General features: G+C 71.3%; 12 protein-coding genes and 1 pseudogene. 7 read left to right on the forward strand and 6 right to left on the reverse strand.

All coding sequences use genetic code 11. The annotated features are described in order from the left end of the window. Nucleotides 1-142: 142 nt before the first annotated feature. Both OG570_RS24640 and OG570_RS24645 read left to right on the forward strand, forming a co-directional pair. A complete protein-coding gene (locus OG570_RS24640) occupies nt 143-2473 on the forward strand; it encodes a molybdopterin cofactor-binding domain-containing protein (RefSeq protein WP_326959575.1) in 2331 nt (776 codons plus the stop codon). 9 nt (nt 2474-2482) lie between these two features. Further along, entirely contained in the window at nt 2483-2959 is a 477-nt protein-coding gene (locus tag OG570_RS24645; protein WP_326943185.1) for a (2Fe-2S)-binding protein, read from the forward strand. Between the two features lie 140 nt (nt 2960-3099). Here the strand turns inward: OG570_RS24645 and OG570_RS24650 are convergent, their stop codons facing one another. Continuing rightward, complete coding sequence (locus tag OG570_RS24650) at nt 3100-3402, reverse strand: hypothetical protein (protein ID WP_326959577.1); 303 nt, start codon at nt 3400-3402, stop codon at nt 3100-3102. Between the two features lie 24 nt (nt 3403-3426). On the opposite strand from OG570_RS24650, the pseudogene OG570_RS24655 reads away from it, so the two are divergent. Then, nucleotides 3427-3603 (forward strand): annotated as a pseudogene (locus OG570_RS24655) (response regulator transcription factor); the annotation flags it as partial. A gap of 272 nt (nt 3604-3875) precedes the next feature. Beyond that, nucleotides 3876-5063: a cytochrome P450 gene (locus OG570_RS24660; protein ID WP_326959580.1), complete on the forward strand. Its 1188-nt coding sequence runs from the start codon at nt 3876-3878 to the stop codon at nt 5061-5063. Between the two features lie 30 nt (nt 5064-5093). Here the strand turns inward: OG570_RS24660 and OG570_RS24665 are convergent, their stop codons facing one another. From OG570_RS24665 to OG570_RS24680, 4 genes are all read right to left on the reverse strand, one after another. Next, a complete protein-coding gene (locus OG570_RS24665; RefSeq protein WP_326959582.1) occupies nt 5094-6164 on the reverse strand; it encodes a DUF2855 family protein in 1071 nt (356 codons plus the stop codon). Nucleotides 6165-6297: 133 nt separating this feature from the next. Then, entirely contained in the window at nt 6298-8031 is a 1734-nt protein-coding gene (locus OG570_RS24670) for a thiamine pyrophosphate-dependent enzyme (protein ID WP_326959585.1), read from the reverse strand. Nucleotides 8032-8050: 19 nt separating this feature from the next. Beyond that, on the reverse strand, nt 8051-9634 hold the full coding sequence (locus OG570_RS24675; protein ID WP_326959587.1) for an FMN-binding glutamate synthase family protein: 1584 nt from the start codon (nt 9632-9634) through the stop codon (nt 8051-8053). Nucleotides 9635-9743: 109 nt separating this feature from the next. Next, a complete protein-coding gene (locus OG570_RS24680; RefSeq protein ID WP_326959589.1) occupies nt 9744-10556 on the reverse strand; it encodes a phosphatase PAP2 family protein in 813 nt (270 codons plus the stop codon). A gap of 73 nt (nt 10557-10629) precedes the next feature. Between OG570_RS24680 and OG570_RS24685 the strand changes: the two genes are divergently transcribed. The 3 genes from OG570_RS24685 to OG570_RS24695 all read left to right on the forward strand — a co-directional run bounded on the left by OG570_RS24685 (nt 10630) and on the right by OG570_RS24695 (nt 12559). Next, nucleotides 10630-11217, forward strand: coding sequence for a methyltransferase family protein (locus tag OG570_RS24685; protein WP_326959591.1), 588 nt, complete (start codon nt 10630-10632; stop codon nt 11215-11217). 99 nt (nt 11218-11316) lie between these two features. Then, a complete protein-coding gene (locus OG570_RS24690) occupies nt 11317-12033 on the forward strand; it encodes a hypothetical protein (RefSeq protein WP_326943177.1) in 717 nt (238 codons plus the stop codon). A gap of 88 nt (nt 12034-12121) precedes the next feature. Next, nucleotides 12122-12559, forward strand: coding sequence for an SRPBCC family protein (locus OG570_RS24695; RefSeq protein ID WP_326959593.1), 438 nt, complete (start codon nt 12122-12124; stop codon nt 12557-12559). On the opposite strand, the gene OG570_RS24700 is transcribed toward OG570_RS24695, so the two are convergent. Beyond that, complete coding sequence (locus tag OG570_RS24700; protein WP_326959595.1) at nt 12556-12837, reverse strand: hypothetical protein; 282 nt, start codon at nt 12835-12837, stop codon at nt 12556-12558. The genes OG570_RS24695 and OG570_RS24700 overlap by 4 nt on opposite strands. Nucleotides 12838-12917: the final 80 nt, after the last annotated feature.

Below are 12917 nucleotides of genomic sequence, written 5' to 3' on the forward strand. Positions count from 1 at the left end.
TGTGCACCGTGCACAACGACGCTAGGCCAAACGTAGGCAGTCAGGGCATTCTTTTGGCGGCGTGATCTATGCAACACTCCGGCTCGGCGGCGTCCAGCCCCGCACTTCTCCGACACCGTCGTTCGAGAGGAACCAGCCGCTCATGGCCCACCACGTCCCCGCCGAGCAGCCACCCGAACCCGAACCGCGCACCCTCGGTCGCCGCCGCTTTCTCGGCTTCGTGCTCGCCGCGCCGACGCTCGCCGTCGCCGCGCAGATCGGCGTCGCCGAACTCGCGCCGGGCCAGGCCGAAGCGTCCATTCCGTCGCTGCCGCAGCCCGAGGACATCTTCGACCTCGGTGACCTGCAGAACGTCGCCGCCCTCCCGACCTCGGGCCTGATCACCGTCGGTGTCGGCACCGACGGGCGCGCGTCCTTCGCCGTCCCGCGGGCCGAGGTCGGACAAGGGATGACCACCGCGGTCGCGATGATGATCGCCGAAGAGCTCGACCTGCCACTGGACCGGATCGACGTCACCCTCGCCGACGCCCGGCCCGAGCTGCTGATGAACCAGCTCACCGGCGGCTCCAACTCGATGCGCAGCATCTACACCCCGGTCCGCACGGCCGCGGCGATCGCCCGGCAGCGGCTGCTCGCCGCAGCGGCCGCGCAGTGGGGCGTCCCGGTGTCGCAGCTGACCACGGCGGCCGGGACGGTCCGGCACTCCAGCGGCCGCCAGGCGAGCTACGGCTCCTTGTCGAAGGCCGCGGCGTCCGCGACGACGATCAGCGTGGTCGCCACCTTGAAGGCGCGCTCGGAGTTCAAGGTCCTCGGCACACCGCAGAACCGGCTCGACGCCCACGCCTCGGTCACCGGGACCAAGCAGTTCACCCTCGACATCGACGTCCCGAACGCGCTGCCGACCATGGTCGCCCGGCCGCCGACGATCAACGGCACGCCGCGGACGATCGCCAACGCCGCGCAGGTCAAGGCGATGCCCGGGATCACCGACGTCGTCGCGATCGCGCACGGCGTCGCGGTGCGCGGCCGGACCTTCGGTCAGTGCATCGACGCGATCCGCGCACTGAAGGTCACTTGGGGACCCGGCACGGTGGACGGCGAATCCGACGCGACCGTGTTCAAGAAGCTCAAGGCCGCGCAGCTGCCGATGGCCGTGCCCGGCCTGCTCGACCAGTACATCGACGCGGAGTTCACCTTCGCCGCCGCCAGCAACAGCCCGCTCGAGACCGGCGCCGCGATCGCCGACGTCCGGCCGGACCGCGCGGAGATCTGGTCGTGCCTGAAGGTGCCGATCGTCGCGCAGGAGGACATCGCCAAGCAGCTGGGGCTGCCCCTGGACGCGGTGAAGGTGCACGTGACCCAGGGCGGTGGCTCGTTCGGCCGGCACCTGTTCCACGACGCGGCCGCCGAAGCGGCGGAGGCGTCGCAGAAGATGGGCAAGCCGGTCAAGCTGATGTGGTCGCGCACCGACGACTTCCGCCAGGGCCGCATCCACCCGATGTGCGTGACGCGGGTGCGTGCGACGTACCTGCTGGGCAACGTGCTCAGCTTCGAGCAGCGGCACACCAGTGTGCAGACCGAGTTCAGCCACGGGCTGGGGGAGATGCTGACGGCGTTCGCGTCCCGGCTGCCGATCGCCGGGAACCTGAGCTTCGCCGAGTCGATCTTCCTGCTGAGCCAGTCCTCGCCCTACAACTTCGGCGTGACCACCCAGCTGCTCAACGAGATCCCGCTGAAGTTCAACACCGGCAGCATGCGCAACATCTACTCGCCGAACGTGGTGACCGCCGAGGAACTGGTCGTCGACCAGCTGGCGAAGAAGTTCGGCAAGGACCCCGTCGCGTTCCGTCGTGAGTTCCTCAAGGACGACCGGCTGCGCGCGGTCCTCGACAAGGCCGCGCAGGTCGGCAACTGGGGCCGCGCGATGCCGGCCGGTACGGCGCAGGGCATCGCGTTGCACGCCGAGTACCGCGGCGCGATCGCCGTGCTGGTGGAGATCGACTGCCGGCCCGAGACGGTCGACCGCGAGATCCCCGACGCGGTCACCGGGCCGCGGGTGACGAAGGCGCTCGTGGTCGTCGACCCGGGTTTCGCGATCAACCCGCGTGGCCTGGAAGCGCAGATGATCGGCGGCCTCAACGACGGCATCGCGATGTGCCTGACCTCGAGCGTGCACATCAAGGACGGCATCCCGCTGGAAGGCAGCTGGGACAACTACTTCTACACCCGGGAGTGGAACACCCCGCCCGAGACGCAGGTCGTCGTCATGCCGAACACCTCGGCCAATCCGAGCGGCGCCGGTGAGCTCGCGGTGGCGCCGTCGTTCGCCGCGGTGGCGTGCGCCTACGCCCGGGCCGTCGGCAAGATGCCGACCTCGTTCCCGGTCAACCACGGCACGCTCAGCTTCGAGCCGCTGCCGCTGCAGCCGTCCACCCCGCCCTCGCCCACCGACGGTCTCGACCACGCCTTCTAGGAGCCAGCCGTGCCTCAACACACCTTCAAGGTCAACGGACGGCAGGTCACCGTCGACGCCGACGACGACCTCCGGCTCCTCTGGGTCCTGCGCGACCTGCTCGGGATCACCGGCCCCAAGTACGGCTGCGGCCTCGACGTCTGCAAGGCCTGCACCAGCCACATCAACGGGAAAGCGTTCAACCCCTGCTCGGTGCGGGTCGCCGACATCAAGGACACGGACGAGATCACCACGATCGAAGGACTGCCCGCGACGGTCGGCAAGGACCTGCACCCCATGCAGGAGGCGTGGCTGCAAATGGACGTCGCCCAGTGCGGTTACTGCCAGCCGGGCCAGATCATGGCCGCCGTGGCGAAGGTCAAGCAGGCGACCGCCGCGGGGCACGCGATCACCGATGCCGACCTCGACGAGATCCGCAACATCTGCCGGTGCGGCACCTACGCCAGGATTCGGGAGGCGATCCAAGCGGGAGCCGAGAACATGTAGCCAAGCGGCGGAATCGGTCGGCGATGGGGTGCCACTCCGCGCACCTTCGACGCCGTCCAGGATTCGGTCCGGGAAGTTCTCGGCCTGAAGCGGGCGGCCTGTCGAGAACGACGGTCACCGCCGCCCCGGTCGAACCCGTGTCAGCGGGGCCGTTGCTTGTCGAGAGCCAGGACCAAGTCGATCCAGGCCCGCTCGGCACCCGTTGCTTCGGGTGCTCTGTCTTGGAGGGCGAGCCGGTCGGCGTGGTCGAGGTTCGTCGTGGCGGCCGCGTGCGGCAGGGTGGGCCGCCAGATCATCGCCGTGCCGTCGGCGTGGCCGGACACCGTCGTCGTGGGCGTCACCGCCAGAGCCTCCACGCGGCTGTGGGTGCGGACCGTCGCGGTGGCTGCCGTCGGTAGCTCGTACCAGGTCACCGTGCCGGCCAGGTTGCCCGTGACCGCCATGCTTTCCGTGATTCCGACGTGTACGACGCGTTCGTGCTGCGCGCCTCCGGCCTGTCCAACGCCGAGATCGCCGCCACGCTGCACCTCGCGGAGGCGACCGTGAAGTCCCACCTGGGGCGGATCCTGCACAAGCTCGAGCTCCGCGACCGGATCCAGGCCGTGATCTTCGCCTACGAAAGCCGCCTCATCCACCCGGCGTGACGTCCACGGGTCGGCGCGATCACCAGTGCGCCGGACTCATGCAGGCATGTGCCGATCTCGCTCCCGAAATCGTGGCTGAAGAGGCTTTGGCAATCATGATTCACCCGCCTTTCGCTGCCTTGCTGACAGCGCATGGCGGGAGATGTTGCGATACGTCCCGTAGGCGCACGCTCTACTGTGCGCGACGATCGGGAGATCACTGCGAGGGGTCGGCAGAGCTAACTGGTGGAGGGGTCATGGCAGAGGGCGACTCGGGAAACGATTCCTGTCCCGTGGCACAGGCTTATCCGTTCAGTCCTCCGCACGCGCTCGACCTCGATCCGACTTATGCGCGGCTTCGCGCGGCCGATCCGGTGGCCCGGGTTCGGCTGCCGTACGGGCGGGACGGCTGGCTGGTCACCAGGTACGCCGACACGCGGACCGTGCTGGCCGACAGCCGGTTCAGCAGGGAAGCCGTTGTGGGCGTGGACATTCCCCGGGTGCGGCCGGAGCTGACCGACCAGGCCGGGTCGTTGCTCTCCCTGGATCCGCCGGCGCACGGCCGGTTGCGGCGGCTGGTGGCCAACGCGTTCACCAAACGCCGGGTGGACACCCTGCGCCCGCGCATGGAGCGCGTGGTGAACGATTTGCTGGACAAAATGTGCGCGGCCGGGCGGCCCGCCGATTTCGTGCGGCACGTTTCGGTGCCGCTGGCCGTGACGACGATCAGCGAATTGTTCGGCATTCCCGAAGCGGGCCGGCCGCGATTTCACGCCGGGGCCGCGGCCGCGTTGTCGACGTCGGCGATGAGCCCGGAAGAGCGCCGCGCGCACCGTGCGGACCTGAACGACTACCTCGTCGAACTGGTCGGCCGACGCCGTCGTGAACCGGCCGACGATCTGCTCGGCACCCTGGTGGCGGCCCGCGACGAGCGCGACCGGCTGTCCGAAGCGGAACTGGTGCAGCTCGCCTGGGTCGTCCTCGTCGCGGGGTACGACGCGACGATCAACCAGATCGGCAACATGGTGTGGACGCTGCTGAGCGAGCCGGACCGCTGGACCGCGGTGGTGCGTGAACCCGACCGGCTGACCGCGCGGATAGAGGAACTGCTGCGCTTCATCCCGCTCGGTGTCGCCGCCGCCTTCCCGCGGATCGCCACCGAGGACGTGGAACTGAGCGGTGTCACGATCCCCGCGGGTGACGCGGTGCTGCTGCTGGTGCACGCGGCGAACCGGGACCCGGACGTCTTCGCCGATCCGGAGGTGCTCGACCTGGACGGCGAATCGGGCGCGCACCTCGCGTTCGGCCACGGGCCGCACCACTGCGTCGGGGCGCAGCTGGCCAGGATGGAACTCGAAGTACTGCTCAGCACGCTGGTGCGGCGGTTCGGCGGGCTCGAGCTCGCAGTCGCGGCCGACGACGTCCCGTGGCGCGCGGGCGGGATGTTCCGCGGTCCTCGCGAGCTGCTCGTGACCTGGTGATCCGCCGGGCGTTCGAGAGCGAGCCGGCTGTCACGGGCTGAGGACGTCCGTGACGCCGGCCGGCACCGTCCCGGCGAGCAGCGCGCCGAACGCCTTCGCGATCGCCTCCGGGCCCTGCTGCCGGCGGATGACGAGCCACGCGGTCGCCGACTCGAGGAACCGCTGCTCGGCCTCGTGATAGCGGGCGTAGAACCGGCTCTCGCCCTCGTCCGCCACCATCCGCTTCTCCGCCCACGGGGCGAAGAAGAACTGCGGCTTCGGGTCGGTCAACGCGGGTCCGTGCTGCTGCGAGTCCGGATGGGTGAAGCCGACCAGCGCGACGTGCCCCAGCGCGCCGGCGAACCGCTCGTGGACGTCGGTGATCACCCGGTGGGAGCCGGTCAGGTCGACCAGCACCGCCGGTGCGAGCACCGAGACCGCGGCCGGCTCGTCGTAGCGGGCCACCGAGCCGTAACAGCCGGTGCCGGCGGCGAAGCCGTGGTTGGCGGCGGAGGTGAGCCCGGCCGCCGGCAGGCCGGTGTCCCGGGCCAGCAGGTGGGCCAGCCCGATCGCGGTCCGGCTGGACGCGCTCGTGATCAGCGCCGACTTGATCCCGTCGGCCGCCAGCCCGGCGACGAACGCGGCGAGGGTGAACGACGCCGGGAAGATCGGCCGGAACACCGCCCGCTGGTCGTCCAGGTCGTCCGGTTCGGCGGCCGGCTGGAACGTCCGGTACCAGGCCGGCATGAACGCCCGGTCCGGATCGGCGTCCTCGAACCCGCGGGACGTCGGCAGCGCCTCGACCGTGTGGTGCGTCCCGATCGGCACGAAGCCGAAGTACCGGCCGCCGACCGGGATGGCGGGGTTGCGCGAGTCGATCACCCGCACGAACGCCCACACCGGCACCCGCCCGTACCCCGCCGGGGCCGGAAAAGCGTTCCAGTACGGCAATGTCTGGTCGCCGAGCCGGGCGTAGGTGACCACGTTCATGGTCAGCGCGAACTTCTCGACCTCGAGCCGCACGGCACCCGGCGCGAGCGCGGGGTGCGCCGCCGCCCGCGGGCCGGTGACCGTCAGGTCGGCCCGCCGCACCCACAGCTGCCAGTTGTCCACAGTGGACATCGACGCTCCCTGCCGGAGATCGTGCGCGTGACCGGGCGAGCGTCCGGCGCTCCAGCCCATCGTGGCCGCCGGGCGGTCCTGCTCACGTCTCGCGGGTTGCGGACCCGCCGGCCGCCGCGCCGGCCCGGGCAGGTCAGCTGTTGTCGCCCGTGCTGCGGAGGTGCTCCTTCACCTTGGCGATCGCGAAGCCCCAGCCCTGGTCCACCGTCGGCTTCGGCGGCACGGACATCTCCTCGGGGTTGGTCAGGACGTCCAGCAGGACCGGGCCTTCGGTGCTCAGCGCGCGCCGGACGGCCTCGGCCAGCTCGTCCGGGTCGGTGACCCGGATTCCCGTGATGCCCAGCGCGGTGGCGACGGCGGCGAAGTCCGGGTTGTCCAGCTCGGTGCCGAACTCGGGCAGCCCGGCCTGTTCCTGCTCGAGCTTCACCATGCCCAGGCGCCGGTTGTCGAAGACCACCAGCTTCACCGGGAGCCGGTAGGTGCGGATGGTCATCAGGTCGCCGAGCAGCATGCTGAGGCCGCCGTCGCCGCAGAACGCGACCACCTGGCGATCGCGGTCCCGCAGCTGGGCGCCGATCGCCTGCGGCATCGCGTTGGCCATCGACCCGAGGTTGTACGAGCCGAGCAGCCGGCGCGATCCGGTCATGTGGACGAACCGCGACAGCCACACCGTGGCCATCCCGGTGTCGGAGGTGAACACGGCGTCGGGCGCGGTGTTCTCGTCGATCAGCGCGGCCAGGGCCTCGGGGCGTATCTGGTGGTCCTGGTTGTCGAAGACCGAACGGACCTTCCCCACCAGGCTCTTGTCGTGGCCGGGGGCGGCCAGCCGCGCCTGCCCGGCGTGCCAGCGCTCGAAGTGCGCGCGGGTGTCGTCGAGGTGCTTCCGGGACGCCTGCGGCGACAGCCGCGGCAGCAACGCGGCCACGGTGGGGGCGACGTCGCCGACCAGGCCGAGCTCGACGGGGACGCGGCGGCCGATGTGCTCGGCGACGGCGTCCACCTGGATGACCTTCTTGCCGGTCGGGTACCAGGCCCGGTACGGGAAGTCGGTGCCCAGCAGCAGCAACAGGTCGGCGTCGTCCATCGCCTGCGCGGCGGCGGGGTTGCCGATCAGGCCGGTCTGCCCGACCTGGAACCGGTTGTCGTCCTCGAAGCCCTCCTTGGCCTTGAGGGTGAGGACCATCGGGGCACCGAGGCGGTCGGCCAGCGCCAGCACGTCGTCACGGCCTTGGCGGGCGCCGCGCCCGACCAGCAGGGTGACCTTCTCCGCCGCGTTGAGCAGCTGCGCGGCGGCGTCCAGCGCCGGGTCGTCGGGGCGGGTGCTGCGCTCGGCGAGGGAGAACCGCGGCTCGCGGTCCGCGTCGACCTTCTTGTCGCCGATGTCGCCGGGCACGGTGAGCACGGCGGGGCCGCCGCGGCTGACGGCCGTGCGGACGGCGATCTCCAGCAGGCCGGGGATCTGCTCGGCGGAGGTCACGGTGGCGCGGAAGACGGCGACGTCCTTGAACAGCAGGTCGTTGTCGACCTCCTGGAACATGTCGGTGCCGACGTCGGCGAGCGGGACCTGCCCGGCGATGGCGAGCACGGGCGCGTGGCTCTTCGCGGCGTCGTAGAGGCCGTTGAGCAGGTGCACCGACCCGGGGCCGACGGTGCCCATGCAGACGCCGATGGTGGCGCCGAGCTGGGCCTGCGCGCCGGCGGCGAACGCGGCCACCTCCTCGTGCCGGCAGCCGACCCACTCGATGCCGTCGGCCCGGCGGATCGCGTCGGTCAGCGGGTTGAGCGCGTCTCCGACGACGCCGAACACGTGGGTGACGTTCAGCTGGACGAGGCTGTCGATGACGACCTGGGCGACGGTGCGGGTCACGGAGCTCTCCTGGGGTGGGTCAGATGGTGAAGTGGTCGGGGTCGGCCGCGGCCCAGTCCTGCGCCCAGTCCCGCGGGGGTCCGGACAGCAGCTGCTCGGGCTCGAGCCAGTCGTAGAGTTCGGCGTAGGACCGCACCCGGTGGGGATCGACGCGCCGGCGCAGCATGTGCGGCCGCAGCTCGGCGGGGAACCGGACGCCCATCGACGCCATGATCTGCTGGGCGCCGGTCACGGTGGAGCGCTGGAACCGTTCCACGCGCAGGGATTTGTCGGCGACGTCCAGTGCGCGGGCGCGGCGGGCGTCCTGGGTGGTGACGCCGACCGGGCAGGTGTTCGTGTGGCAGAGCTGGGCTTGGATGCAGCCGACCGCGAACATCATCGCCCGCGCCGCGTTCGTGTAGTCGGCGCCCTGCAGGAGCCGCTTGACGATGTCGGCGCCGGTGGCGACCTTGCCGCTGGCGCCGATCTTGATCCGGTTGCGCAGCCCGGTGCCGACGAGTGCGTTGTGGACGGTGATGAGGCCTTCGGTCAGCGGCGTGCCGATGTGGTCGGCGAACTCCAGGGGCGCGGCGCCGGTGCCGCCCTCGGCGCCGTCGACGATGATGAAGTCGGGCGTGACGCCTTCGGCCAGCATGGCCTTGCAGACGGCGAGGAACTGGCGCCGCGAACCGACGCACAGCTTGAACCCGGTCGGCTTGCCGCCCGCGAGCTGCCGCATCTCGGCGACGAACCGGATCAGCTCGCGGGGCGTCGAGAACACCTTGTGGTAGGGCGGGGAGATGACGGTCTCGCCCTGGGGGACGTCGCGGACCCGCGCGATCTCGGCGTTCACCTTGCCGCCGGGCAGCACGCCGCCGATCCCGGGCTTGGCGCCCTGGGACAGCTTCAGGGACACGCACTTCACCGCGTCGCGGGCGGCCTTGTCGGCGAATTCCGTTCTGTCGAAATCACCGTCGGCGGTCCGGCAGCCGAAGTAGCCGGTGCCGATCTCCCAGACGAGGTCGCCGCCGTGGCGCAGGTGGTACTCCGAGAGGCCGCCTTCGCCGGTGTCGTGGGCGAACCCGCCGAGCGCGGCCCCTTTGTTGAGGGCCAGGATCGCGTTGGCGGACAGCGAACCGAAGCTCATCGCGGACACGTTGAGCAGGGCCATGTCGTACGGCTGGGTGCAGTCCGGACCGCCGATCCGGATCTTCGGCGGGTCGTCCGGCGTCGCGATCGGCGCCATCGAGTGCACCAGCGACTCGTAGCCGTCGGCGTAGACGTCGCGCTCGGTGCCGAACGGCGCTTCGGCGTCGGTGCCCTTCGCGCGCTGGTAGACGATGCTGCGGATGTCGCGGTCGTAGGGGCGGCCGTCGAAGTTGCGCTCGATGAAGTACTGCTGCAGCTCGGGCCGCAGTGCTTCGAGCAGGAAACGCAGGTGCCCGAGGACGGGGTAGTTCCGCAGCACCGAGTGCTTGCGCTGGAGGAGATCCCAGCACCCGAGTCCGGCGACGAGGAGCAGCGGCACGGCGAGGAACCACCACCACGCGCCGGCGGACAGCGCGAGCGCGGCGACGCCGAGGGAGATCAGCGACAACGCACCTACCGCAGCGAATCTGAGCACGGAACCGAAGCTATCCGGACGGCCGGTCGAGCGCAGGTCGAGCACGCCGATCAGGGCCGTTGCCTACGCCGATGGGGCATTCGTCCACCTCATCGAGACGCCGGTGGCTTCAGGTCCGGTCCGGCTGCCGGGCTCCGGCGAGACGGCCCCACAGCGCCGCGGCGGCGATCGAGACGGCCAGCAGCGTCACGCTGCCTGCGACGTCGAGGACGTAGTGGTTCCCCGTGGTGAGCACGACCGCCGTCATGAGCAGCGGGAACGACCACGACAGCGGCGCCAGGCGGGGATGCGTGCCCCGGAGCGCGGTCCACGCGGCGTAGGCGCACCACAACGCCCAGCCCACGTGCATGCTGGGCATGGCCGTGTAGTGGCTGGGGCTCGTCCAGCTTTCGCGGCCGGCCTGGCCCAGGATGTCGTACCCGGCCACGATGTCGACGGCCCCCGGCAGCGCGAACCGCGGCGGCGACATCGGCACCGCCCAGTAGACCGGCAGCACGAGGGCCGTCATCGCGACCATCGTCCGGCGGACCTTGCGGTAGACCTCGGCGTGCCGGACGAACACCCACAGCAGGGTGCCGGCGACCACCGCGTAGTACAGCCGGTACAGGTACACCGCGAGGTGCGCGAGGACGGGATGCCCGGCCAGCCAGCCGTTCGCGCCGCGCTCGACGTCGAGGTGCAGCGCGTGTTCCGCGGACTGGAGGGCCAGCGCGTGCGCGTCGGCGGCCGCGAGGTCCCGGCCCACAACGGCGTCGAAACGCGTGAAGAGCAGGAACCAGAGCAGCAGGAAGATCAGCTCGACGAGCACGCCGGGACGGCCACCGGTACCGCGGAGCAGGGTTCGCGTGAGCCGGCCGGGAGCGGCCGCCGCGTCGGCCGTCGGCGGGGGACGTCGGTGGTGGCCGTCCGGCGGCGGGTTCACGCGGTCACCCTAGCCGTCCGCGACCGCGGGAATCCGTCGGTTCCGGCGGGTTCTCCGGGGGGATGATGGTGGTGTGCGCGCGCCTTTCGAAGAGCTGCCGGACGTGGCCCGGGTCGTCCTGGTCATCAGCGTCGCGGCCTTCGCGGCGGGTGAGCTCGTCCAGGCGTTCCGCACGCGCGGCGGCGCGAAACTCGTCAACGTGCCCGCGGAGCTCGGCTTCCGGGTGTTGTTCCTCGGCGCGGTCCTGCTGTGGCCGATCGGGCGGGCGGTCGTCCCGGCCGCCGGTATCGGCGGCGGCGCGGGGCTGGTCACGGTCGGGCTCGTGCTCGGGTGGCTCGGCCTGCTCCTGCGCTGGTGGTCCTTCTACAGCCTGGGAAAGTACTTCACCGTGACGGTGCAGACGAGTGAAGACCAGCCCGTCGTGGACCGGGGTCCCTACCGGGTCCTGCGGCACCCGAGCTACACCGGCCTGCTGCTGATCTTCGCCGGCGGCGGCCTGATCGCGGGCAACTGGGTCAGCGCGGCGGGCCCGGTCGTGGTGCTGCTGATCGCCTTGATCCACCGCATCCGGATCGAGGAGCGCGCCCTCGGCGAGGCGCTGGGCAGCCGTTACCGGCAGTTCGCCGCCGACCGCGCCCGGCTCGTCCCTTATGTGTGGTGACCTCGCGGTCTGCGCGGTGTGCGGGCGCGCCGGAGGTTAGGCTGGCGCCCCGGCGAACCGGGGCCGGTCAGCGGCCGTCCGCGAGGAGCAGCCGCCGCCATGTCAGCCGACCGTGCCGAGGCCCGTACCCGTCATCCCCGCCACCAGCGCCGCGGGGAAGCCCGGCTGCCCGCCGCCGTCGCGACGCTCGTGGCCATCGCGCTTTACCTGGCCCTGCCGGAACAGCTGCTGGTCGCGCCCCGGTTCGTGGTGCCCGCGCTGGAGATCGCGCTGCTGGTGCCGCTGATCGCGATCAACCCGCGGCGCGTCACGCGGCAGACCCGGCTCTCCCGGGTGCTGTCGCTGGCGCTGGTCGCGGTCGTCGCGCTCAGCAACCTGGGCGCGCTGGGGTTGCTCATCCACGACCTGGTCGCCGGCGCGGCCGGCGACGGCAAGGCGTTGCTGCTGGGCGCGCTGCAGGTGTGGCTGACGAACGTGATCGCGTTCGGCCTGGCCTACTGGGAGCTGGACCGGGGCGGCCCGGTCAAGCGCACCCAGTCCGGCCGGGCCGACCTGCCGCCGGCCGACTTCCGGTTCTCGCAGGACGAGAACGCCGACACCGTCGAGGAGGTCGCCGAGGGCTCCAGCGTCAAGTCCGACTGGGTGCCGGCCCTGCTGGACTACCTGTACGTGTCGGTGACCAACTCGACGGCGTTCAGCCCCACCGACACGATGCCGCTGTCCTCGCGGGCGAAGGTGCTGATGGCGGTGCAGAGCGTCGCGGCGCTGCTGACGTCGTTGCTGGTCATCGCCCGCGCGGTCAGCGTGCTCAAGTAAGCGCGTTGATGGCCCGTTGAGGATCCGTTGTGCCCGGCGTGAGGTGGATCGGTGATCGTGGAGGGCCGCCGGACACCTTGGAGTCACCATGCCGCGTCCTTACGCCAGCGGAGTCGTCGCCGCGCCCGTCGACCAGGTCTGGGCCCGGGTCCGCGCCTTCGGCGACCTGCCCGACTTCCTGGGGGCGATCGGGCACTGCGAGATCGTCGAGGGCGCCGAGGGGCAGGTCGGGGCCGTCCGGCGGCTGACCCTCGCGGCCGGCGGTGACCCCTTCGACGAACGGCTGCTCGTCCTGGACGACCCCGCTCGCACCCTCACCTACGCGTTCACCGGGGCGAACCCGTTCGGCGTGCGCCGCTACGTCTCGACGATCCGGGTCAGCCCGGTCACCGACACCGGCGAGTCCTTCGTGGAATGGTGGGCGGAGTACGACGCCGACGCGGGCCAGGAAGCGGAACTCGACCGCACCTTCGCCCAGGACGTCTACGGCGGCGGCATCGCCGGCCTGCGGCAACTGCTCACCTAGCTTTCACGGAAACAGGGCCCGGACCCGGGCGGGCTCGGGGTGCGGCGGTACGCCGACGCGAGCCAGCCGTCGAACTCGCGGGCCGCCCGCTCGACGTTGGCGCCCCGCGAGCCGAGGAGCAGTGGGGGCCGCTCGGGGCCGAGCAATTCCCGCAGCAGCGGCAGGTTCTCGCGGAAGGTCCGGAAGCGCGCGGTGTAGTCCCGGTCGAGGAGGGCGTAGTCGAGGTCGGTCGAGCCGGGGCTGACGCCGAGGGTCAGCCGGTCGCCGCAGAATCCCAAAACCGTTACCCACCAAGCGTTTCGCCCACTCGGCGAGCGCGATCGGTGGCCCCGGCGTCAGGTGCGCGAGCGTCGCGCCC

The sequence above is a fragment of the Amycolatopsis sp. NBC_01286 genome, assembly GCF_035982555.1.
GTDB lineage: Bacteria > Actinomycetota > Actinomycetes > Mycobacteriales > Pseudonocardiaceae > Amycolatopsis.

What these genes read in the sequence shown, in the direction of transcription:
- OG570_RS24640 (WP_326959575.1), top strand. Translation starts at nt 143, where the DNA reads ATGGCCCACCACGTCCCCGCCGAGCAGCCACCCGAACCCGAACCGCGC.
- OG570_RS24650 (WP_326959577.1), bottom strand. Translation starts at nt 3,402, where the DNA reads ATGGCGGTCACGGGCAACCTGGCCGGCACGGTGACCTGGTACGAGCTA.
- OG570_RS24665 (WP_326959582.1), bottom strand. Translation starts at nt 6,164, where the DNA reads ATGTCCACTGTGGACAACTGGCAGCTGTGGGTGCGGCGGGCCGACCTG.
- OG570_RS24690 (WP_326943177.1), top strand. Translation starts at nt 11,317, where the DNA reads ATGTCAGCCGACCGTGCCGAGGCCCGTACCCGTCATCCCCGCCACCAG.
- OG570_RS24695 (WP_326959593.1), top strand. Translation starts at nt 12,122, where the DNA reads ATGCCGCGTCCTTACGCCAGCGGAGTCGTCGCCGCGCCCGTCGACCAG.